Below are 22,039 nucleotides of genomic sequence, written 5' to 3'. Positions count from 1 at the left end.
CATCATCATCTTGTTCCCTAAAAGTTTCCCATTTGGTAACAGATATACGGAACCGTTCGTCATCTTCATCCCTACCGGGCAAGTAGAGGGCCTCGCTCGGAGCATGTATCTCAGGGCTCGTAGGCCAGCTGCGGTACGTCGAAACAGGTGCTGTTCATGTCGCCCTGGCTCACCCACCCCTCGTTGTCCTGCCAACGGGCCACGGACACACAGGTCCTGCGGGCCTTCGGGGGCTCGGCCAGGCGCTCGTAGGTGACGGGCAGCAGCAGGCCGTCGGCTGTATACGGCTTACCCTCGCCTCTCTCGCCCCCCTCGGCCACGAAGCGGTCGACACACGCGCGCGTGATGCCCGTTCGTGCACAGGACTCGGCCGCGTCCGCGAACCACATCGCCGCCGCCCAGCCCTCCAGCTGCCACTGGGAATGGGTTTCCAAGTCCTTCGTGGCGTCCCGGAATTCCCGTACGGCCTCGTGGTCCGTGTCCTCGTGGTTGCGGCTGGAGCCCGTCGCCCACAGGGCGTTGCGGCAGCGCGGCGAGTCCTTGTAGTCCTCGCGGACGGTGGACGACCAGTTCTGCACATTGGTGACCTTGGCCAGGACCTCGGCGCCCACGTCGTCCATGGCCTTGCACAGCTGGGCGTTGCCGTACGAGTCGATGGCGTCGAAGACCAGGTCGGCGCCCTGCTCCTTCAGGTCGGCCGCCGCGGCGCGGAAGTTGGGCAGCGAGAAGTCGACCTGCTCGGTGACCACCTCGTAGCCCTCGGCCTCAAGGCCCCGGGTGATGAGCCGCGCGTACGCGGCCGACGCCGGCTGGTTGTAGGAGACGACCGCCGCCGTACGGGCGCCCTGCTCCCGCTTGAAGTAGCGGTACACCTCCGTACCGCCGTACAGCTTGCCGTCCCAGCCGGGCTTCCCGTTCCGAGGCGCGAGGCTGCCGTAGATGCTGTAGAGGTGCGGATACGTGTCGTACGCCGGGCCGATGGGCTGTCCGCCGATGTCGGGCACGCGCGCGCGTGAGACGCGGGAGGCGCCCGCGTAGTCCAGAGACGCACCGGCGACGAGGGCGACGACCTTCTCCTCGTCGACGAGCTTGTGCACGCACTCGTTGTTGCCGACCCCACTGCCGCCGTCGTCGCACGTACGGACCTCGACCCGGCGGCCGTCGATGCCGCCGCGCGCGTTCAGCCGCTCGAAGTAGGCCTTCGCGCCGTCGCGCGGGCCGGTGAACGCGTCGCCGCCGACCGGGCTGGTGGCGCTGGTGATGACGCCGACGCGGATCGGCTCGCCGCCGGCCCGTGTGGGGGCGTTGTCATCGGGCCGGTTCTCGAAGTCGCTCTCCGGGAGGCGGCTGCCGCAGGCCGTGCTCAGCAGGAGCAGCAGGCCCGCGACGGCGCACTCAGCAGCCCGGAAGCGGCGACGCATTGCCGCTCAGCCCGACCAGGCCGCACAGCGTCTTGACGGAGACCTTCCACACATCGTCCTGCTCGACGGCCGTCCCCTTGGCGTCGTGCATGACCGTGGCGCCCTTCAGAGTGAGGGTGTACGTCACGTTCGCCTCGGTCGCCGAGGTGAACTCGACCTTGTTGACCTCCGCCTGCACCTGCCCGCCGCGCTCGTCACCGCTGAAGGCCTGCAGGACCGGGGCCATCCGGTCGCCGTTCTCCAGGTAGGCCTGCTTGTCCTTCAGCGGGGTGGCGGGGTCGAAGAACTTCACCCAGTTCTCCTTGATCTCCCGCTCCGCCGCCGCAGCGTCCTCCGGCGCCGTGGGACTCTCTTCGGTGCGGGTGGGTTCCTCCACCGTGGGCGAGGGCGGCGTCGTGTCGCCGCCGCCGCTGTCGTCACCGCAGGCCGTGAGGGCCGGGCCCGCCACCAGGACCGCGGCTGCCAGCCACGCTGCCGTACGCCGTCCGGGACCACGCATCCGCTTGCCGCTCCCCCGCTTGAGGTCGCTGCCGAGAACCATCTGGCTCACCACCGGGTGTCGGTCCGGGCCATCAGCGCCCGGTTCTTTCAGGGTCAGCTTCCACAGGGCATAGTGCAAGCCATCGGCTGGCATGGACAGATACGTGACAGACACATGACGTGGGAGCTCCGATGCGGACTGCTCGACTGCGGACTGTGCACCCCGTCCTCTGGGCCGGGTGGGCGGCGCTCGCCGCCGGAGCGGTGCTGTGCGTCATCGGCTGGTACGGGATCTCGGGCGAGCGGTTCGCCGAGCGGCAGCTGCCCTATCTCGCGTCCTGCACGGTGCCCGGCGCCGCGCTGATCATCGCGAGTGCGGTGCTGCTCACCCACGGCAGGAACGCCCTCGCGGCGGCGCGCGTGGAGGAGCTGTACGGGCTCCTGGTGGCCGCCGAATCCGCCGACGCAGACGAGTCCGGGCAGGCCGTGACGGAACCCGTCGCCGTCAGCGGCGAGTTGCTGATGGTGCCGGGCGGCACCCTGTGGCACCGGGCCGACTGCCCGCTGGTCGCCGGGAAGACGGACGCCCTGCCGGTCGACTCGCGGGTCCTCGCGCGCGGGGAACTGGATCCCTGCCCGATCTGCGAGCCCGCCGCCTCGGACGACCGGTCGTCCGAGGCGGGCGGCTGATGGCGTCACTGACGTACGACCTCACGCTCGCCGGGCTGTCCGTCGGCGCTGCCGCCGCGCTCACCGGGATCGGGCTGATCGTCACCCACCGGGCGACCGGCGTGCTCAACTTCGCGCACGGCGCGATCGCGATGGTGTGCGCCTATGTGCTGCGTCAGCTCACGGTCGAGTGGGACTGGCCGCTCCCGCTCGCCGCCGCCCTCACCCTGCTCGTGGTGGCGCCGGGCATCGGCCTGGCCCTGGAACGCTTCGTCTTCCGTCCGCTGTCCGTCCTCGGCAGCGATCCGGCGCAGACACTGGTCGCCTCGATCGGCGTGTTCGTGCTGCTGGTCGGCGGAGCGGCGCTGATCTGGGGTCCGGGCGCCCACTCGGACGCGCCGACGTTCGTATCGGCGGATCCCTGGGGTCAGTTGGCCGTGACGCTGGTGCTGGCCGTGGGTGTGGGGGCGCTTACCCGCTGGACGCGCTTCGGGCGGGAGCTGCGGGCCGTCGTCGACGACCGTTCGCTCGCCGTTCTCGGCGGCATCGACGCGGACCGGGTGGCCGCTGCGGGCTGGGCCTTCGGCTCGTTCACGGCGGGACTGACGGGGGTGCTCCTGGCGCCTTACGTACGCCTTGATCCGTACGGTCTGCCGCTGCTGGTCATGGAGGTGGTGGCGGTCGCGGTGGCCGCCCGGATGCGCAATCTGCCGGTGGCCGTGGTGGTGGCTCTGGGCATCGGGGTCGCCCAGAGCCAGCTGACGCGGCTCCACCCGTCGGGCTGGCGCGAGCCGCTGGTGCAGGCACTGGGGGCGAACCTCTTCGTCGTCGCGCTGCTGATCGCGGCGCTGGTGCTGCCGGGGATCGGCACCCGGGACGCGCTGCCGCGCACGGCGACCGCGCGGGTGGCGACACCGCCGGGCGCGTGGATAGTGGCCGTGGTCCTCTTCCTGATCCCGCTTGGTTTCGCGGGCCGGGATCTGCATACGTCCGTGCAGGTCCCGGCGCTGGGCGTGGTGCTGCTTTCCCTGGTCGTGGTGACGGGCCGCGGCGGCCAGATCTCGCTCGGTCAGGCGGCGTACGCGGGTCTCGGCGCCCTCTTCACGGCGCTGCTGGCGGCGGGCCGCTTCCCGGGCCTGCCGGAGCTTCCCGAACTGGCCGCGCTGGTGCTCGCCGTCCTGTTGGTGGCACCGCTGGGGCTGCTGACCGGCTGGCCCGCCATCAGCCGGCACGGTCTCGCCCTCGCCCTCGCGACCTTCGCGGTGGGCGTCGGCGTCAGCCGCTTCGTCTTCGCCCAGCCGTACGCGACGGCGGGCCTGACGCTGGGCCGCCCGGCGGGCTTCGAGAACGACCGCACGTACTACGTACTCGAACTCGGCCTCCTGGCAGGCGCCTTGCTCGCCGCGCACGCACTGCGCCGGGGCCGCACCGGGCGCGCCCTGGCCGCGATGCGCGACCACGAGGCGGGCGCGTCGGCGGCGGGCGTCCGCGTACCCGCACTGAAGCTGACGGCCTTCGTGGCGGGCGCGGCCCTGGCCGCCCTGGGCGGCGGCATGCTCGGCATGGGCCTGCGCGCCTTCGACCCCGCCGCGTACGACCCCGTGCGCGGTCTCCTCTGGTTCGCGGCGATCGTCGTCCTCGGCGCCGACAGCGTCCTCGGCGCCCTGGCCGCGGCGGCGCTCCTGGTGGGCCTGGACGCGGGCACCCGAGGCGGCGTGGCGGCGGCGCTGATCGGCCTCCTGGCTGTGCTGGTGGGCCGCTTCCCCGGCGGCCCCTACGAGGCGCTGCGCCTGGCGGCGAGCCGTCTCCGCCTGCGCCGCGAGGCGACGCTCACGCCGCTGGGGACCGGCGTACGGAAGAGGCTGCGCCCGAAGCCGCCCGCGTCGAACCGGGCGCGGGTCTCGGCGGGGGCGACGGGAGTCTCGGCGGGAGCACCGGGCTCGACGGAGGCACCCGGTCCCGCCGGGGAACGCGGTCCCGCCGGGCCGTGCCCTGGCGGCACGCCCCGCCAGGGCACGGCCCAGGGCCCGAGCGGGACGCGCGAGCAGGGCGGAACAGCCGCCGGCCCTGGCCGAACGGGGGAACCGGAGGCGCCCGGCCCCGCCGGGACGGGTGGCACGGGCGGCACAACTCGCCCGGACACAGCCCACGGTCCCAGCGGTACGCCCGAGCCGGGCACAACGCCCGCCGGCCCGAGCCGCCCGGCACCCGACCGAACCAGAGAACCAGGACCGGCAGGAACACCCCGCCCAGCCGCGGCAGACAGCCCAGAAGGCCCACCCCACCCGCCCACGCCCCACGGCCCCAGCGGGACACCCGAACCGGGCACACCGCCCGCCGGCCCCGACGACGCGGCACCTGACCAAGACGCCGCGTCCGAGTCGGCCGGGCCCCCCACGGGCCGCGGCCCTGCGCTGCCGCCGAAGCCGCGGGGTGAGCCGGCCGGGCGCCTCCTCCGTGCCCGCGGCCTTCGTGTCACGTACGGCGGTTTCACCGCCCTCGACGGTGTCGATCTCGACCTCCGGCCGGGTGCGGTCACCGCCGTCGTCGGTCCCAACGGGGCCGGGAAGAGCACCCTGTTCCACTGTCTCGCCGGGACCGTGCGGCCGGACGCGGGGCGTGTCACGTTCGGGGAGCGGGATGTGACCCGGCTCCCGGCTCACGCCCGTACGCGTCTCGGCGTGGCGCGGACGTTTCAGCAGCTCGCTGTCTTCCCGACGTTGACGGTGGCCGAGAACGTGCGGGTCGGCGCCGAGCACGGGCGCGTCGTCGATCCGGGCGCCGTGGAGCGCGTGTCGCGGCTGCTCGGACTCGACGGGGCGGTACGGGCCTTGCCCGCGGCGGGGCTGCCGACCGGCACCCTGCGGCGTGTCGAACTCGCCCGCGCCCTCGCGGGCAGCCCGCGTGTCCTGCTCCTCGACGAGCCCGCCGCGGGCCTCGACACGGGCGAAGTGGCCGCGCTGGCCCGCGTGTTGCGGGCCGTCGCCGCCGACGGCATGGCCCTGCTCGTCGTCGAGCACGACCTGGACCTGGTGGCCGACCTGGCCCACACCGTGCACGTCATGACGGCGGGTCGCATCGTGGCCTCCGGCCCCACCCGCCACGTACTTGACAGCCTCGAAGGACTCGACACGGCGGTCGAACCATGAACACCGGCATTTCGCTGCGCCACGCGCGCGTGCGGTACGGCCCGCTGGAGGCCCTGCACGGAGTGACCCTCCTCGCGCCCGCCCCCGGCCTCACCGTCCTGCTCGGCCGCAACGGCTCGGGCCGTACGACAGCACTGCGCGCCCTCGCCGGAACCGTCCCCCTCTCCCGCGGCGCCGTGGTGTGGGACGGCACCGATGTGACGCGAATGCCCGCATACGAACGAGCCCGCCGCGGACTGTGCATGGTGCCGGAGCGGCAGGCCGTCTTCGGTTCGCTCACCGTCCGCGAGAACCTCGAACTCGCCGCCACCGGCGGCCACTTCGAGCCCGCTCTGGACGCCTACCCCGCCCTGCGCCCCCTGCTCGCCAGGAACGCCGGCACTCTCTCCGGCGGCGAGCAGCGCATGCTCGCCCTCTCCCGCGCCCTCCTGGCACGCGCGCGCGTGGTGCTCGTCGACGAACCCGCGCAGGGCATGTCACCGCCGGTCGCGGCCCGCACGTACGAACTGCTCGGCGGCCTCGACGCCTGTGTGATCGTGGCCGAACAGCGACTGCCGCCCGGCCTGAGCGGCAGGGCGGCAGTCGTGTACGAACTTCGGCGTGGCGAGGTCGTGTTCAGCGGCGAGGCGGCGGAGGTGGCAGCGGCGGACCCATCAGCACCGGACCGTGAGTGACCGTTGCCTGGCCGGAGGCGGCGCCCTTGGGGAGGCTCAGCATCATGCCGGGAGTCAGCCGGTCGGGGTCCTTCCCGACGATCTGCTCGTTGAGCTGGTAGAGCTCCTGCCAACCACCCTTGATCTTGTAGCGGCGGGCAAGCGACGAGAGCGTCTCGCCGGACTTCACCACATGCGCCCGCCCCTTGAGTCCGTACCTCTTGGAGCAGACGGGCCACGCCTCCCATCCCTGAACGCTCAGCACCTCCTGGGCGATGGTGATCTGCTCCTGACGCGTGGCCAGGTCCGCGCGCGGCGCGTACTTCAGCCCGCCGAACAGCTCCCAGGAGGACTGCAGGAACTGCAGCCCTCCGTAGAAGCCGTTTCCGGTGTTCACATTCCAGCGCCCACTGCTCTCGCACTGGGCGAGACAGCCCCACGGCCACTGGTCCTTCTCACAGTCGTACGCCGCCCCTGCCGCGGTCGGCGGACCGGGCGCCGGGGGCGGTGTCGGTGGCGCCGGGGCCGCCTCGGCGGGGGCAAGCAGGGTCAGGGCTACGGCGACGACTGCCGCGTACCACGTGCGCTTGATCAGCATTCGCCCACGCTAAGCAGGCAGCCACGGAGGTCCGCCCAGCCGCGCCTGAGGCGGGTGGGGCCCCACCCGGTCGGAGGACCGGATGGGGCCCAGAAGCTCCCTCGTACCCGAGGGCAGGGGGAGTAAGGGCTCAGAGGTCGAGCCGCTGACCGGGGACGATCATGTGGGGATCGGCGCCGATGGCGGCCTTGTTGGCGGCGTAGATCCGCTCCCATGTGGTGCCGTGCCGCGCGGCGATGGCGCTCAGCGTGTCGCCTGCACGGACGGTGTAGTCGCCGCGGGACGCGTCGCGGCCGGTGTGGCTCGTCGAGCGGGCCGGCGCCTTCGACGGCTTCGCGGGCTTGGACGGGGCGGCCTTGGTGCTGGGCGTGGACGCCGCGGGCGCGCTGCCGGACGCACCGGCACGCGAGGAGCAGGTGGGCCAGGCGCCCCATCCCTGCGCGCGCTGCACCTTGGTGGCCACAGCGATCTGCTGCGCCTTGGAGGCCTTGTCGGCGGTCGACGCGTAGGCCGTGCCGCCGTACGCGCGCCAGGTGGCCGCGGAGAACTGGAGTCCTCCGTAGTAGCCGTTACCGGTGTTGATGTGCCACTTGCCGCCGCTCTCGCACTGGGCGATGCGGTCCCACACTCCGCTGTCCGCCGCTGCGGCGTTGCCGTTCGCGGCCAGCAGTCCGAGCGGGGCGAGCAGTGCCGCCCCGGCGAAGACCGCGGTCGTACGTACCTTGCGAGTGTTGTCGGCACAATCGGACATGTATTTCCCTCTCGAAGGACTCGGGGTCCCCCAAGGCGGGACGGAACTCGCCGCTCTTCGGCCGCGGTCGCTCCGCTCCGCCCCGTCCGCCGACGGTGGTGCATCGAGCTGGCTGTGGTGCGGCCGGCGGACGTACCCGAGCGGTGCTCGTTGCACACGGCCGAGGAATCTATGGAGCTGCGCGGCCCGATATCAACCAAATCCTTGTCATTCCAGGCCAGTTCGCCGTTACCAGCAGTATCGGCGAATTCCAGCCACCCACTTCATTCGCTGATATCCGGATTTGTCGACCTGGCATGCCGGTGATCTGTGACTCACCTCACCGGATCAACTTCCTTGGACATCCGAGAAGTTGGCGTGGAGTAGCAGATTCCGCAGCCGGATTCACGGTGCGCGCAGGATGGTTCGATTCCGTTCGCTTCAGGGCGTGACTCCGGCCACAGATCGCCCGTTGTCTTCTTCATGAACCGGGAACCCTCCCGCTTCATGAGCCGGGAGCCGCCCGGCGACGCCACGCACCGCATCCCGAGGAGCCACCCGTGCCGCGCATGCTCGACGTCAGCGACGACGTACGCGCCGAGATCGGCGACGAAGAAGCCGACCGGCTGCTCGCCGGAGAGAACGCCCCCGGCAGTTACGACTGCACGTCCTGCCGCACTCCGGGCGACTCGGAACAGGAGCGCACCAGCACCGTCCTGTTCATCGGCGATGAGACCGCCGTGCTCGCCTTCGCCCACGCCACCTGTCTGCCCTCGCAGGTCGTCCAGGTCACGGAGGAGCAGCTGCAGGGGGCCGTCCGCTCGATCACCGGACAGGACTCGGCCGCCGGGCACGAGCGCCCCTCGGAGGCCCTGCCCGAGCAGGCCGTCCTCGGTGTCACCAGCGGACTCGTCCTGCTCGGCGGCGAGTTGCACCCCGCGCTCGTGGTCGAACCGACCGGGCCCATCGCGCGCCCCGGCACGACGGGAGGCGGCGGTGACGACTTCCTGCCGCTCCTCATCGAGCAGGGCTTCATGCCGCTGTCCCAGCTGACCGAGGTGCCGCCCGTGCTGCACGGCTGGTCCGTGCTGCTCGCCATGGGTCAGCTGCACGCGGTCCTGCAGCCCGGAACCGGTGGCGGCTCGCCCGTCGCCTGGTGGCAGGCCCACCAGCCGCTCCAGGTCACCGACAGCTGGCGGCAGGCCGCCAACAAGCACCAGCAGGTGCTGCTGTTCGCGGCGCCGGTCGGCTCGATCGGCCGCCAGCCCCGCGAGGACCTGCTCCGCGAGGCCCTCGACAAGGCGGCGGCCAACGGCAAGCTGGTGGCTTGCGCGATGCCGCTCGCAGGGACGTGAGCGTACGCGCCCCTATCAGGGGCGCGGGGCTGTATCAATTTGCCGCTCCGCCGCGATGGGGGCGCGACCAGCCACAACGAACCCGCAGCTTTCGAACCGCCTAACCAGCGGAGCGCTCCCGCATCCGTTGGGCTTCGGGGTCGTTGGCACGTACGTGCACACCTACGACTCCCCTCGCCGCCTGCCGTACACGTCACCGATCCCGGCCATGCGGCCGGCGCAGGACTCCTCCGGTCAGTCGGCCACGCCGATCTACGACGCGCTCTACGCGGAGTTCCGCCGGTCCTTCCGTGCCCTGCCGGGCGATCGCAGCGGCGAGGAGGAGCTGGGCTTCACCGCCTTCGGTACCGTGCAGAACGCGAGTGGACGCCCGGCCTCGCGCGGCCGCAGCACCACCGGCGTCTGGCAGCCGGTCGCGCGGCAGCACGCCTCGGGGCTGATTCCGGCGCTGCCACCCTGGCCCCGTAAGGAACGCTGACGCGGCTGTTCGCACATACGGGACATCTACATCTCGTACGCACGGAAAGGGCCCCCTGCACCAGCAGGGGGCCCTTTCAACGCACTCAACTCGCCCCAGGCGCCCGTTACTTCTTCTTGCCGCGCTTCTCGCGAACCCGTACGGAGATGTGGATCGGCGTCCCCTCGAAGCCGAACTGCTCACGCAGGCGGCGCTCCACGAAGCGCCGGTAGCCGTGCTCGATGAAGCCGGACGCGAAGAGCACGAACCGCGGCGGCTTCGTGCCCGCCTGCGTACCGAACAGGATCCGCGGTTGCTTGCCACCCCGGATCGGGTGCGGATGCGAGGCGACCAGCTCACCGAGGAAGGCGTTCAGCCGGCCCGTCGGGACCCGGGTCTCCCAGCCCGCCAGCGCCGTCTCGATGGCCGGGACCAGCTTCTCCATGTGGCGGCCCGTGAGCGCCGAGACGTTCACGCGCGGCGCCCACGCCACCTGGCCGAGCTCGGTCTCGATCTCCCGCTCCAGGTAGTAGCGGCGCTCCTCGTCGAGGGTGTCCCACTTGTTGAAGGCGACGACGATCGCGCGGCCCGCCTCCACGGCCATCGTCACGATGCGCTGGTCCTGGACGGAGATGGACTCGGAGGCGTCGATGAGGATCACCGCGACCTCCGCCTTCTCCACGGCGGCTGCCGTGCGCAGCGAGGCATAGTAGTCGGCGCCCTGCTGGAGGTGGACGCGCTTGCGGATGCCCGCCGTGTCCACGAACTTCCAGGTGATTCCGCCGAGTTCGATGAGCTCGTCGACCGGGTCACGGGTGGTGCCCGCGACCTCGTCGACGACCACGCGCTCCTCGTTCGCCACCTTGTTGAGCAAGGACGACTTGCCGACATTCGGGCGGCCGATGAGGGCGATACGGCGAGGTCCGCCGACGCCGCCGCCGAAGGTCTGCGCCGGGGCGTCCGGCAGCGCCTCCAGTACTGCGTCCAGCATGTCGCCGGTGCCGCGGCCGTGCAGAGCGGAGACGGGGTGCGGCTCGCCGAGGCCGAGGGACCACAGGTACGCCGCGTCGGCCTCGCCGCTCGGGCCGTCGACCTTGTTGGCGCACAGCACGACGGGCTTGCCCGCCTTGCGCAGCAGGCGGACGACCGCCTCGTCGGTGTCGGTCGCGCCGACCTTGGCGTCCACGACGAAGACGACCGCGTCGGCCGCGTCGATCGCGTACTCGGCCTGCGCGGCCACGGACGCGTCGATGCCGAGGACGTCCTGCTCCCAGCCGCCGGTGTCGACGACCTTGAAGCGGCGGCCCGCCCATTCGGCCTCGTAGGTGACGCGGTCGCGGGTGACACCGGGCTTGTCCTCGACGACGGCCTCGCGGCGGCCGATGATGCGGTTCACCAGGGTCGACTTGCCGACATTCGGGCGGCCGATGATGGCGAGCACCGGGAGCGGGCCGTGTCCGGCGGCCTCGATCGCGCCCTCGACGTCCTCGACGTCGAAGCCCTCTTCCGCGGCGAGCTCCATGAACTCCGCGTACTCGGCATCGCCAAGTGCCCCGTGCTCGTGCTCCGAGCCGTCGGGCTGGATGTGGTCGTTCATGAAGTCCGTACCTCGTCGTTCATCGTGGTGATCGGTGGAACCCCTGATTCCGGGTGATCCACTACTCAAGTGTCGCCTAGTGCGTGGGGAGACGCCGGGCGTTTTCCAGGCGTCCGGTGAGGCGCCTGGCATCTTCCAGGTGGGCGGCGAGCTGCTTCTGGATGCGCCCGGTCGCCTCGTCGAGCGCCTTGCGCGTACGCCGTCCGCTGCCGTCGCCCGCTTGGAAGGGATCCCCGAAGACGACGTCGACCCGACTGCGCAGTGGAGGCAGCCCCTTTATCAACCGTCCGCGCCGCTCCGTACTTCCCAGGACGGCGACCGGAACGACCGGCGCTCCGCTGCGCACGGCGAAGTAGGCGAGCCCCGCGCGCAGCGAGGCGAAGTTCCCCTCGCCGCGGGTGCCCTCGGGGAAGATACCGAGGACGCCGCCGTTCTCCAGGACGCCGAGGGCCTGGGTGATGGCCGTGCGGTCGGCGATCGAGCGGTCCACCTTCAGCTGGCCGACGGCGTGCATGAAGGGGCCGAGCGGGCCGACGAACGCCTCCTTCTTGACCAGGAAGTGCGACGGCCGGGGCGCCACGCCGATGACCATCGGACCGTCGATGTTGTGGGAGTGGTTGACGGCGAGGATCACCGGGCCGGTCGCGGGGACCTTCCAGGCGCCGAGCACGCGCGGCTTCCACAGCCCGTACATCAGGCCGACGCCGATGCGCCGCCCGACCTCGGCACCCTTCTCGGACGGAGGGGTCACTTCGCTGCCCGCTTCTCCTCGACGAGGGTGACGACACACTCGATGACCTGCTGGAGCGTGAGGTCGGAGGTGTCCACCTCGACCGCGTCGTCCGCCTTGGCGAGCGGCGAGGTCTTACGGCTGGAGTCGGCCGCGTCCCGCTTCAGCAGGGCCTCGCGGGTCGTGTGGAGGTCGGCGCCCCTCAGCTCACCGCTGCGACGGGCGGCGCGGGCTTCCGGGGACGCGGTGAGGAAGATCTTCAGGTCCGCGTCGGGCAGCACTGTGGTCCCGATGTCCCGGCCCTCGACGACGATGCCCCGCTCGGCTGCCGCGGCGACCGAACGCTGCAGCTCGGTGATCCGGGCGCGCACCTCGGGCACGGCACTGACCGCGCTCACCTTGGAGGTGACCTCCTGGGTGCGGATCGGGCCCGAGACGTCCGTGCCGTCCACCGTGATGGTCGGCGCAGACGGGTCCGTGCCGGACACGATCTCGGGCTTCGCGGCCACGGCCGCGATCGCGGTGGGGTCGCTGATGTCTATGCCGTTGTTCACCATCCACCACGTGATCGCCCGGTACTGGGCACCGGTGTCGAGGTAGCTCAGACCGAGCTGGGCCGCGACGGCCTTCGAGGTGCTCGACTTGCCCGTGCCGGAGGGGCCGTCAATGGCGACGATCACTGCCTGTGCGGTCCGGGCGGCGCTGGTTTCCACGGGTGCGGGCACCTTCCTGATACGGGGTGGTGAACTGGTACGGGCACGATCGCGCCCCGCACAAGGTTACTGTCTCCCCGACCCCGGTATTACTGGCCTCCGGCTGCATCCTCGCCGCCGGACCCTACTGCCGGATCGCCCAACCCCGCTCCCGCAGCGCAGCCGTCAGCACGGGCGCCACCACCGGCTTCACCATCAGCTCCACCAGACCCGCCTGTTGCCCGGTCGCGTGCTCGATCCGTACGTCCTCGATGTTGACGCCCGCGGCGCCCGCGTCCGCGAAGATGCGGGCCAGTTGGCCCGGCTGGTCGTTGATGAGGACGACGACGCTCTCGTACACCGTGGGGGCGGCGCCGTGTTTGCCGGGAACTCGGATCTGGCCGGCGTTGCCGCGGCGCAGGACGTCCTCGATGCCGGTGGCGCCCTCGCGGCGCTTGGCCTCGTCGGAGGACTGGAGGGCGCGCAGGGCCTGCACCGTTTCGTCCAGGTCGGCGGAGACGTCCGCGAGGAGGTCGGCCACCGGCCCGGGGTTCGCGGACAGGATGTCGATCCACATCCGGGGGTCGGAGGCCGCGATCCGCGTGACGTCACGGATGCCCTGGCCACAGAGGCGTACGGCCGCCTCCTCGGCGTTCTCCAGGCGCGCGGCGACCATGCTGGACACCAGGTGAGGCATGTGGGAGACCAGGGCGACCGCGCGGTCGTGGGCGTCGGCGTCCATCACAACCGGCACGGCCCGGCAGTGCGACACCAACTCCAGCGCCAGGTTGAGCACTTCGGTGTCGGTGTCCCGGGTCGGCGTCAGCACCCAGGGGCGGCCCTCGAAGAGCTCCCCGGTCGCGGCCAGGGGACCCGACTTCTCACGGCCCGACATGGGATGCGAACCGATGTACGCGGAGAGGTCGAGACCCAGTGACTCCAGCTCACGACGCGGCCCGCCCTTGACGCTGGCCACGTCCAGATAGCCGCGCGCGACCCCGCGCCGCATCGCGTCGGCGAGCGTCGCGGCCACGTGTGCGGGCGGCGCCGCGACGATCGCGAGGTCGACGGGGCCCGCGGGCTCCTCGTCCGTGCCGGCGCCGAGCGCGGCGGCCGTACGGGCCTGCTCCGGGTCGTGGTCGGCGAGGTGCACGACGACGCCACGCCCCACCAGGGCCAGCGCCGCCGACGTGCCGATGAGCCCCGTACCGATGACGAGTGCGGTCCTCACTGGGCGATGTCCTTGCGGAGCGCTGCCGCGGCGCCGAGGTAGACATGTGCGATGTCGGAGCGCGGCAGATCGGATTCGATGTGCGCGAGGACGCGTACGACCCGGGGCATGGCGCCCTCGATGTCCAGCTCCTGCGCGCAGATCAGCGGTACGTCGACGATGCCGAGCTTGCGCGCGGCGGCTGCCGGAAAGTCGCTGTGCAGATCGGGCGTCGCCGTGAACCAGATGCTGATGAGGTCCTCGGTGGTCAGGGAGTTCCGCTCCAGGATGGCGGTGAGCAGCTCACTGACCTGCTCGTCCATGTGCCCGGCTTCGTCCCGCTCCAGTTGGACGGCGCCGCGGACCGCTCGTACCGCCACGGTGTCGCTCCTCGCTGATGTACGTATTGGCTCTGCACATCCAGCGTAGTCAGCCCGCAGTACGCGAGTACGCGGCGCCCGCCTGCCGAGACGAGGGGCGATCCCCTTGTCGGGGGCCCGGCCCAAGCCCCTGCCATTGTTACGGAACCGTACGTTCCCGCCACTCGGAGTGAAACCGTCTGGGTCCGCCTCTGGACGCCGCCCCCGCGCTTCCGCTTGCATGGGGATGCTGTCCGCGACGCCTCGGGGGAGGCACAAATGAAGCGCTCCGGACCACTTTTCACGCTTCTCGGGGGACTCCTGCTGGCCCTGTTGATGCTGTCGCTCAACGCGACGACAGGGACGAGCACCACCTCATCGGCTGGGGGCGAGAAGCCCGCCACGAAGGTGTCGCCCAGCCCGGCGCCGGACCCGACGAAGACGACCGCCCCACCGAGCCCGTCGCCGAGCGCACCGGGCAACGCCGACTACGCGGGCCGCACGGACGACGACTCCTCCGCGGTCGCGGTCTCCCTGCGCGACGGCAGGGCGATCGCGTACTTCTGCGACGGCCGGGACCAGGAGTCCTGGCTGAAGGGCGACGTCAAGGCCGACGGCACCATGCGCCTCACCAGCCGGCAGGGCGGCGTGCTGAACGGCGAGCTGAAGGGCAGCCGGATCAGCGGCACGGTGGACATGGGTCAGCAGGAGTACGGGTTCACCGCAGACAAGGCGCTCAAGCCCTCGGGGCTGTACCGGGCCACCGAGTCCGTACGCGGTGCCGAGATCGACGGCGGCTGGATCGTGCTGCCGGACGGTCAGCAGGTCGGCATCGTCAAGCGTGACGGCACCCCCTCGGCCGCGCCCCGTATCGACCCCGAGACCGGCGCCGTGACGGTCGACGGACAGCAGCTCACCGCGCGCCCCGTGCAGCCGTAGTCCTGCCCTGTGCAGCCGTAGTCCTCCGTTCAGCCCTGGCCTCAGCCCTGACCGCAGGGAGCCGACCATGACCGTCGACCCGAACGCCGCCACCCAGGACTTCCCCTCGCCCGAACCGGCCCGCGGTCGCCGCCCGCAGGCCGTCGGCTACCTCGTCCCGGCCCTGGTCGCCGGGGCGGTCGCCCTCGCCCTCGGCGCCTACGGCAAGGTGCACGACCCGGCCGGCACGGCCTTCAACCTGGCCGGGTTCAGCAGCACGGGCGCCGTCAAGTCCTGGCTGGCCACGGCGGCGATGGGCTTCGCGGTCGTCCAGCTCGTCTCGGCGCTCATGGTGTACGGGAAGCTGCCGGGACCGAGCTGGGCAGGGGTGCTGCACCGCTGGTCGGGGCGGGTCGCGTTCCTGGTCGCGGTGCCGGTCGCTGTGCACTGCTTGTACGCATTGGGCTACCAAACATATGAACCGCGCGTATTGTGGCATTCGGTCCTGGGCTGCTTCTTCTTCGGTGCCTTCAGCGCCAAGATGCTGCTCCTTCGCTCGGAGCGACTGCCCGGTTGGCTGCTGCCCATCGTCGGCGGGCTCGTCTTCGCCGTGCTCACGGTGGTCTGGCTGACCTCCGCCCTCTGGTTCTTCCGCACCTTCGGAGTGACCACATGACGATCAGCGCGACGCGTCGCACGGTTCTCGCGGCGGGCGCGGCAGGCGCGGCTGCCCTGCTCGTGGGGTGCAGCGAGTACGGGAACGGCGGAGGCGAGGCGGAGTCGCCGCCTCAGGAGGAGCCGACGTCCGGCGAGTCCCCGGCCGGCGAGGAACTGGCCAAGACCACCGACATCCCGGTCGGCGGCGGCAAGATCTTCAAGGACGAACAGGTAGTCGTCACCCAGCCCGAACAGGGCGAGTTCAAGGCCTTCTCGGCCATCTGCACCCATCAGCGCTGCACGGTCGCCAACGTCTCGGACGGCACCATCAACTGCACCTGCCACGGCAGCAAGTTCCGCGTCGCCGACGCCTCGGTGGCGGACGGCCCCGCGACGAGGCCACTCCCCGAGGAGAAGATCGCGGTCACGGGAAATTCGATCCGCCTGGCGTGAACGGGCCCCTAGGCTCGTCCGCATGAGCCCCGAGGAGCTGGTCCGCGATCACACGATCTACTCCTGCGTCATGGGCTCCCGTGCCTTCGGTCTGGCCACGGACACGAGTGACACCGACCTCCGGGGCGTCTTCCTGGCCCCCACCCCGCACTTCTGGCGCTTCGAGAAGCCGCCGACGCACACCGACGGCCCCGCGGACGAGCAGTTCAGCTGGGAACTGGAGCGCTTCTGCGCACTGGCCCTGCGCGCCAACCCGAACATCCTGGAGTGCCTGCACTCCCCGCTCGTCACCTACGCGGACGACACGGGCCGCGAACTCCTCGCCCTGCGCGAAGCGTTCCTCTCCCGCCAGGCTCACAACACCTTCGCGCGCTACGCACTGGGCCAGCGCAAAAAGCTGGAAGCGGACGTCCGCACCCACGGCGCACCCCGCTGGAAGCACGCCATGCACCTGCTGCGCCTCCTGACGAGCTGCCGCGACCTGCTCCGCACGGGCACCCTCACTCTCGACGTCGGCCACCAGCGGGAACCCCTGCTCGCGGTGAAACGCGGCGAGGTCCCCTGGCCGGCCATCGAGTCCCGCATGACCCGCCTCGCCACGGAAGCGGACGAGGCAGCCGCCCGCACCCCACTCCCGCCCGAGCCGGACCGCGCCAGGATCGAGGACTTCCTGATCCGGACCCGCCTTGCATCAGCCGTCCAGCACATTTGAGTTCGTGACTTGGTGCGGGCACGTGGGTGCTGACGGCTCCAGGGACGCGCCCTTTAGGGGCGCGGGGAACTGCGCGACCAGCCACAACGCACCCGCAGTCGCCCATGAACCGAACCCACCCTCCCGGTAGGTGCCCGCGCCCAACCGCCGGAGGCAAGCGGCTCAAGAATCCCAGAGCGCTCCCAGGGCCATGAGATCACCCCGGTACTCGATCCTGTCGGCCCACTCCGTGGGCCATGCGTCGGCACCGATGTACGCCCCGGCGAACGCGCCCGCCAGGCAGGCGATCGAGTCGGAGTCGCCCGAGGTGCAGGCCGCCCGGCGCAGCGCCGTGAGCGGTTCGTCGAGGAAGAGCAGGAAGCAGAGCAGGCCGGTGGCGAGGGCTTCTTCCGCGATCCAGCCCTCGCCGGTGGCCAGGCACGGGTCCGTCTCGGGTGAGTGTGAGCGCACGGCTTTCTGCAACCGGTCCAGGATCTCCACGCACTCGTCCCAGCCCCGCTCGATGAAGTGCGTGGGCGTCGGGTCCTGGCTGCGCGTCCACAGGTCGCCGAGCCAGTGGTCGTGGTAGCGGCTGCGGTTCTCGTACGCGTACGAGCGCAGCAGGCCGACGAGGCCGGTCGGCTCGGTGCCCTGCGCGAGCAGCCGTACCGCGTGCGCGGTCAGGTCGGACGCGGCCAGCGCCGTGGGGTGGCCGTGTGTGAGCGCGGCCTGCAACTGGGCGGCCCCGGCGCGCTGTTCGTCGCTCAGGCCGGGGATCAGCCCGATGGGGGCGACGCGCATGTTGGCGCCGCAGCCCTTGGAGTGGATCTGGCTGGCGTCCTGCCAGGGCCGGTCCGGGCGCTCCAGCAGACCGCAGGCCCTGAGGCAGGTGTTGCCCGGGGCGCGGTTGTTGTCCGGAGAGCGGTTCCAGGCGATGAACTCCTCGCGTACGGCCTCGGCCATCGCCTCGGGTTCGAGCACCCCGCGGTCCATGACCGCCCGCAGCCCTCGCCCCAACGCCAGGGTCATCTGCGTGTCATCGGTGACGAGCGCCGGCGTCGGCAGCTCCATCTCCCGCCAAGGCCCGTACTTGGCGAGGATCGACGGCACGTCGCGGAACTCGGTCGGGTAGCCGAGCGCGTCCCCGAGCGCGAGACCGTTGAGCGCTCCGGTGGCGGCTTGCTTCCTCACGGTGGTGGTCATACGGGGCGTCCTTCCCGGGACGGTCGGAGCAGAGGTGGGTGGAGGGTGACGGCCGTACCCGCTCGGTACAGCGCCGCCGGCTTGCCCCGCCCGCCGGTCAGGCGCGCCGCGCCGGGGATCGGTTCGACGAAGCCGGGCGTGGCGAGGACCTTGCGCCGGAAGTTGGGCCGGTCCAGGACCGTTCCCCACACCGTCTCGTAGACCTGCTGAAGCTCCCCGAGCGTGAACTCGGGCGTGCAGAAGGCCGTGGCGAGACAGGTGTACTCGAGCTTGGCGCCGACCCGTTCGCGGGCGTCGGCGAGGATCCGGTCGTGGTCGAAGGCGAGCGGCCCGAGCCCGTCGTACGGCAGCCACTGGGCGCGGACCGCGTCTCCGCCGCCGTGCGGCTCGAGCGAAGCGAGGTGGGGGTCCCCTCGGACGGAGTCTGCGGGAGCGTCGGGCAGCAGCGCCGTGTACGCGACGGAGACGACCCGCATCCGGGGATCGCGGTCCGGTTCGCTGTATGTCCGCAGCTGCTCCAGATGCAGCCCGGGGACGTCCGACAGGCCGGTCTCCTCGGCGAGTTCGCGCCGGGCGGCCGTCTCCGCGGACTCGTCGGGCAGGACGAAACCGCCGGGCAGTGCCCAGCGGCCCGCGTACGGCTCCTGCCCGCGCTCGATCAGCAGCACCTGGAGTACGGCCGACCGGATCGTGAACACCGCGAGGTCGACGGTGACGGCGAAGGGCTCGAAGGCGTGCTTGTCGTAGCCCTCGGGTGCGGTGCCCGTTGCTGGTGTCACGCCCGCCCACCTCCTTAATAGTCACTAAGACTATAAAGAGGTGGGCGAGGCTGTGGCAACCCCTCAACTCCCGTCCCTGGACGTCAACTCCCGCCCTTGGACGACCTCCCGTCCCTGGACGTCAAATCCCCTGCTTGGACGGCGCGAACGACGCCACCACCGCCCCGGCGGCCGAGACCGCCGCCGAGACCCACAGCGCGGGGGCGCATCCGTCGATGAAGCTCTCCGCCGAGTCATAGCCTCCGTACCGGACGAACACGGCCGCGGCCACGGCGACTCCGAAGACCCCGCCCAGCTCGCGCAGCGCGTTGTTGACGCCCGACGCGACGCCCACCTCTGCGGGCGGCACCGACGAGCTCACGGCGTTCGCGACGGTGGGGAAGACCATGGAGATGCCGACTCCGGCGATGATCAGCGGCACGACCAGGCGGTCGTAGCCGACCCCGGGCTCCACCTGCCAGGCCATCAGCCCGAGCCCCACCGCCTGGAGGACAAGGCCCGTCAGCATGAAGGGCCGGTTCCCGAACCGGTCCGCGAGCGCGCCCGCGACCGGCGCGACGAGCAGCGGCGTACCGGTCCACACCAGGATCCGCAGGCCCGCCTCCAAGGGGGAGTTGCCCAGGCTGACCTGGAAGAGCTGCGAGATCATGAACAGCGCGCCGAGCAGCGACATGAACATCAGGAAGACCGCACCGTTGGCGGTGGAGAAGCCGCGCCGCCGAAAGTGCGCGAGCGGCAGCATCGGGTACCGCGCCCCCGACCGCTCCCAGCCGAGGAAGGCCGCCACGAACACGACCCCGACGGCCAGGGCGACCAGCACCTCGGCGCTGCCCCACCCCGCCTCCGGCGCCCGCACCGGCGCCCAGGCGAGCCCGGTCAGGCCCACGGCCGCCAACGCCAGTCCCACGATGTCCAGTTGGGGCCGCGGACCGTGGCTCTCGCGCAGCTTCCGCGCGGCGAGCGGAAGCATCACGAGCCCCAGGGGCACGTTCAGCCAGAAGATCCACTGCCAGGACAGACCATCCGTGACGGCCCCGCCAAGGACCGGCCCGGCGGCCACTCCGAGTCCGCTCACCCCACCCCACAGTCCGATCGCCACGCCCCGCTTCTCGGCCGGGAACGCCTCGCTGATCAGGGTCAGCGTGAGAGGCAGCAGTACGGCCGCTCCCGCCCCCTGGACGGCACGTGCGGCGATGAGTTCACCGGCGCCGCCGGCGAGCGCGGCCCACGCGGAGGCCAGGGTGAAGACGGCGAGCCCGACGACGTACATCCGCCGCCGCCCGAACCGGTCGCCCAGCGCGGCGCCCGTCAGGGTCAGGCAGGCGAAGACGAGGTTGTACGCATTGATCGTCCACTCCAGCTGGGACAGGCTCGCCCCGAAGTCGGCCTGCAGCGCGGGCAGCGCGGTGGCGACGACCACCACGTCCAGCGCACACAGGAGCGCCCCCAGCCCGGCAAGGACCACCGTCCAGACGCGCCGTGGAGGCGCGGTGGACGGCGGTGCCTTGCGGGCGGGGGCGAGCAGAGTTTCCGCGATGTCGATGTCAGAGTCGATGTCAGACATGAGGGATAAAAGCCCTTCCGTGAGAGTCACTCACGGAAGGCAGACCAGCCCCGCCCGGAAAAGGAATCGCGCCCGAGGAACGCGACGAGCCTGTCGGAGGCGCCGGCCCGGGGCAGCACGCCGACCGGCTCGGCGAAACGCACTCCCCGGTCCTCGTCCGCGACCACACACCGCGCGACGGACAGCAACTCGGCCGCGAGCGCGGACGGAATCGGCCGCGGCCGCCCGCAGGCCTGCGCCACGTCCCAGCCGTGGACGGCGATCTCCACAGCGCCGGTGGCGGCCATCACACGGACGTCCAGCGGCCGGTCGCCCACGGCCACCGAGTGCTCCTCCCCTGGCAGGGCAACCCAGGCACCGAGCAGCGCACAGGCACGCCGCCGGAAGTCGCACGCGGGATCCGCGCGGCCCTCCGCCGCCGGGAAGAGACCGATCCGCCCGCCCGTCAGCCCCTCGTGCAGTGCGTCGAGCGCGTCGTCGAGATGGCCGAGCAACTCCCCCAGGTCCCACCGCGCACACGGCGTGGCCCGGCCCAGACTCCCGGGTGCCACGGCGGCGACACTCCCCAGCGCGTACGCGAGCGAACGCTCCAGCAGCTCCCCGGAGTTCATGACAACACCTCCGGCAGCCCGAAGCGCCCGGTCAGCCCCGGTTCCAGGAAGACGGTGATCCGCGTGATCTCCCGGTCCTCGACAGGCCCCTCGACGGTGAGCACCTGCACGGAGTGCGCCCGGTACATCTCGTCCGCACCGCGCTTGTACGCCACCACGGCCGGCTGCCCGTTCGCCCGCGTGGGGATCATCCGCATACGTCCCTTCTTGTGGTCGAGCGCCTCCAGGAACCGCATGACGTCCTTCCCCCCGCTGAACCACTCCAGGTAGGGCGGCATCTCCAGCTCGACGCCTTCCTGGAGCAGCCCGAGCAGCGCATCCATGTCGGCGTGCTCGAAGGCGGCCACATAGCGGTCGAGCAGCTCGCGGTCGCCCGTGCTGTCCGGCTCCGCCAGCAGGTCCTCGTCCGGCGCCACTTCGTCGAGCCGGGCACGCGCGCGTTGGAGGCTGCTCTTCACTGCCGCGGTCGTGGTCCCGAGCAGGGCGGCCACCTCGTGCGCGCGCCAGGCCAGCACGTCCCTGAGGATGAGCACGGTCCGCTGCCGCGCGGGCAGATTCTGCAGCGCCGCGACAAGCGCGAGCCGCAGACTGCCGCGCGCCGCGACGACGGTCGCCGGGTCGACGAGCGTGTCGGGTACCGGCTGAAGCCACGGGATGTCCGTCGAAGGGGCGCTCAACGGCTCCTCAGGCGCGTCTGACGGCCCGCCGAGCCCCGTGGGCAGCGGACGCCGTTCGCGCCCCTCCAGCGCCGTCAGACACGTATTGGTGGCGATCCGGTAGAGCCAGGTCCGCAAGGAGGCGCGGCCCTCGTATCCGTCGTACGACCGCCAGGCCCGCAGATACGTCTCCTGCACCAGATCCTCTGCGTCGTCGACCGACCCGAGCATCCGGTAGCAGTGCGCCAGCAGCTCGCGCCGGTACATCCCCGTAAGCCGTACGAACTCGTCGCGATCCGTCGTCACAGCCATGGCCGCTCCCTTCCCTCACGGGTACAGACCGCAGGAGCGGCGAAAACGCATCGGCCGGTCCCGGACGAATTCCGGAACCGGCCGTCGAGCGCGGC

General features: G+C 71.6%; 23 protein-coding genes. 9 read left to right on the top strand and 14 right to left on the bottom strand.

Annotated features, from left to right (window positions below):
* Positions 1-110 precede the first annotated feature (110 nt).
* The gene (locus ABD357_RS05060) at positions 111-1,421 is read right to left on the bottom strand and encodes an ABC transporter substrate-binding protein (RefSeq protein ID WP_344387739.1); all 1,311 of its coding nucleotides are present in this window, start codon (positions 1,419-1,421) and stop codon (positions 111-113) included.
* On the bottom strand, positions 1,396-1,962 hold the full coding sequence (locus tag ABD357_RS05055) for an MTB12 C-terminal domain-containing protein (protein ID WP_344387738.1): 567 nt from the start codon (positions 1,960-1,962) through the stop codon (positions 1,396-1,398). Before ABD357_RS05055 ends, ABD357_RS05060 begins: the two co-directional genes overlap by 26 nt.
* A 131-nt stretch (positions 1,963-2,093) precedes the next feature.
* Between ABD357_RS05055 and ABD357_RS05050 the strand changes: the two genes are divergently transcribed.
* Genes ABD357_RS05050 through ABD357_RS05040 form a run of 3 tightly spaced genes read left to right on the top strand, consistent with a single transcriptional unit; the run spans position 2,094 to position 6,393 of the window.
* On the top strand, positions 2,094-2,591 hold the full coding sequence (locus ABD357_RS05050) for a hypothetical protein (RefSeq protein ID WP_344387737.1): 498 nt from the start codon (positions 2,094-2,096) through the stop codon (positions 2,589-2,591).
* Entirely contained in the window at positions 2,591-5,719 is a 3,129-nt protein-coding gene (locus ABD357_RS05045) for an ABC transporter permease subunit (RefSeq protein WP_344387736.1), read from the top strand. The genes ABD357_RS05050 and ABD357_RS05045 overlap by 1 nt, the downstream gene beginning before the upstream one ends.
* On the top strand, positions 5,716-6,393 hold the full coding sequence (locus ABD357_RS05040; protein ID WP_344387735.1) for an ATP-binding cassette domain-containing protein: 678 nt from the start codon (positions 5,716-5,718) through the stop codon (positions 6,391-6,393). The genes ABD357_RS05045 and ABD357_RS05040 overlap by 4 nt, the downstream gene beginning before the upstream one ends.
* On the opposite strand, the gene ABD357_RS05035 is transcribed toward ABD357_RS05040, so the two are convergent.
* Both ABD357_RS05035 and ABD357_RS05030 read right to left on the bottom strand, forming a co-directional pair.
* Entirely contained in the window at positions 6,335-6,970 is a 636-nt protein-coding gene (locus tag ABD357_RS05035) for a transglycosylase family protein (RefSeq protein ID WP_344387734.1), read from the bottom strand. The two genes, ABD357_RS05040 and ABD357_RS05035, sit on opposite strands and share 59 nt — an antisense overlap.
* Before the next feature lie 130 nt (positions 6,971-7,100).
* Positions 7,101-7,721, bottom strand: a complete 621-nt coding sequence (locus ABD357_RS05030; protein WP_344387733.1) for a transglycosylase family protein — start codon at positions 7,719-7,721, stop codon at positions 7,101-7,103.
* Between the two features lie 539 nt (positions 7,722-8,260).
* Between ABD357_RS05030 and ABD357_RS05025 the strand changes: the two genes are divergently transcribed.
* On the top strand, positions 8,261-9,055 hold the full coding sequence (locus tag ABD357_RS05025; RefSeq protein ID WP_344387732.1) for a hypothetical protein: 795 nt from the start codon (positions 8,261-8,263) through the stop codon (positions 9,053-9,055).
* Between the two features lie 154 nt (positions 9,056-9,209).
* A complete protein-coding gene (locus ABD357_RS05020; protein ID WP_344387731.1) occupies positions 9,210-9,533 on the top strand; it encodes a hypothetical protein in 324 nt (107 codons plus the stop codon).
* Positions 9,534-9,639: 106 nt separating this feature from the next.
* Here ABD357_RS05020 and der read toward each other — a convergent pair whose 3' ends face one another.
* From der to aroH, 5 genes are all read right to left on the bottom strand, one after another.
* The gene (gene der / locus ABD357_RS05015) at positions 9,640-11,109 is read right to left on the bottom strand and encodes a ribosome biogenesis GTPase Der (protein WP_344387730.1); all 1,470 of its coding nucleotides are present in this window, start codon (positions 11,107-11,109) and stop codon (positions 9,640-9,642) included.
* Between the two features lie 76 nt (positions 11,110-11,185).
* Positions 11,186-11,899 carry a lysophospholipid acyltransferase family protein gene (locus ABD357_RS05010; RefSeq protein ID WP_344387729.1) on the bottom strand — a complete coding sequence of 238 codons (714 nt, stop codon included), beginning with the start codon at positions 11,897-11,899 and terminating at the stop codon, positions 11,186-11,188.
* Positions 11,857-12,552, bottom strand: a complete 696-nt coding sequence (gene cmk / locus ABD357_RS05005; protein WP_344387728.1) for a (d)CMP kinase — start codon at positions 12,550-12,552, stop codon at positions 11,857-11,859. Before cmk ends, ABD357_RS05010 begins: the two co-directional genes overlap by 43 nt.
* 124 nt (positions 12,553-12,676) lie before the next feature.
* Positions 12,677-13,762, bottom strand: a complete 1,086-nt coding sequence (locus ABD357_RS05000) for a prephenate dehydrogenase (RefSeq protein ID WP_344387727.1) — start codon at positions 13,760-13,762, stop codon at positions 12,677-12,679.
* Entirely contained in the window at positions 13,759-14,121 is a 363-nt protein-coding gene (gene aroH, locus ABD357_RS04995) for a chorismate mutase (protein WP_033324028.1), read from the bottom strand. The genes ABD357_RS05000 and aroH overlap by 4 nt, the downstream gene beginning before the upstream one ends.
* A gap of 258 nt (positions 14,122-14,379) precedes the next feature.
* Here aroH and ABD357_RS04990 point away from each other — a divergent pair, with 258 nt between their 5' ends.
* The 4 genes from ABD357_RS04990 to ABD357_RS04975 all read left to right on the top strand — a co-directional run bounded on the left by ABD357_RS04990 (position 14,380) and on the right by ABD357_RS04975 (position 16,840).
* The gene (locus tag ABD357_RS04990) at positions 14,380-15,039 is read left to right on the top strand and encodes a hypothetical protein (protein WP_344387726.1); all 660 of its coding nucleotides are present in this window, start codon (positions 14,380-14,382) and stop codon (positions 15,037-15,039) included.
* Between the two features lie 67 nt (positions 15,040-15,106).
* Complete coding sequence (locus tag ABD357_RS04985; protein ID WP_344387725.1) at positions 15,107-15,694, top strand: DUF6529 family protein; 588 nt, start codon at positions 15,107-15,109, stop codon at positions 15,692-15,694.
* Complete coding sequence (locus tag ABD357_RS04980) at positions 15,691-16,128, top strand: Rieske (2Fe-2S) protein (protein WP_344387723.1); 438 nt, start codon at positions 15,691-15,693, stop codon at positions 16,126-16,128. The genes ABD357_RS04985 and ABD357_RS04980 overlap by 4 nt, the downstream gene beginning before the upstream one ends.
* A gap of 22 nt (positions 16,129-16,150) precedes the next feature.
* Positions 16,151-16,840, top strand: coding sequence for a nucleotidyltransferase domain-containing protein (locus ABD357_RS04975; RefSeq protein ID WP_344387722.1), 690 nt, complete (start codon positions 16,151-16,153; stop codon positions 16,838-16,840).
* Between the two features lie 162 nt (positions 16,841-17,002).
* On the opposite strand, the gene ABD357_RS04970 is transcribed toward ABD357_RS04975, so the two are convergent.
* The 5 genes from ABD357_RS04970 to ABD357_RS04950 form a co-directional block, all read right to left on the bottom strand.
* Positions 17,003-18,022, bottom strand: a complete 1,020-nt coding sequence (locus ABD357_RS04970) for an ADP-ribosylglycohydrolase family protein (protein WP_344387720.1) — start codon at positions 18,020-18,022, stop codon at positions 17,003-17,005.
* A complete protein-coding gene (locus ABD357_RS04965; protein ID WP_344387719.1) occupies positions 18,019-18,801 on the bottom strand; it encodes an NUDIX hydrolase in 783 nt (260 codons plus the stop codon). Before ABD357_RS04965 ends, ABD357_RS04970 begins: the two co-directional genes overlap by 4 nt.
* Positions 18,802-18,922: 121 nt before the next feature.
* On the bottom strand, positions 18,923-20,365 hold the full coding sequence (locus ABD357_RS04960) for an MFS transporter (RefSeq protein WP_344387718.1): 1,443 nt from the start codon (positions 20,363-20,365) through the stop codon (positions 18,923-18,925).
* 26 nt (positions 20,366-20,391) lie between these two features.
* Positions 20,392-20,976, bottom strand: a complete 585-nt coding sequence (locus ABD357_RS04955) for a TIGR03086 family metal-binding protein (protein ID WP_344387717.1) — start codon at positions 20,974-20,976, stop codon at positions 20,392-20,394.
* A complete protein-coding gene (locus ABD357_RS04950; RefSeq protein ID WP_344387715.1) occupies positions 20,973-21,944 on the bottom strand; it encodes a sigma-70 family RNA polymerase sigma factor in 972 nt (323 codons plus the stop codon). The genes ABD357_RS04955 and ABD357_RS04950 overlap by 4 nt, the downstream gene beginning before the upstream one ends.
* Between the last annotated feature and the right edge of the window lie 95 nt (positions 21,945-22,039).

Origin of the sequence: Streptomyces vastus (genome assembly GCF_039532825.1) — a bacterium.
In the GTDB taxonomy this organism is placed as follows: domain Bacteria; phylum Actinomycetota; class Actinomycetes; order Streptomycetales; family Streptomycetaceae; genus Streptomyces; species Streptomyces vastus.
Note: the sequence above shows the minus strand (reverse complement) of the source record. Positions and strands in the feature narration are given on the sequence as shown.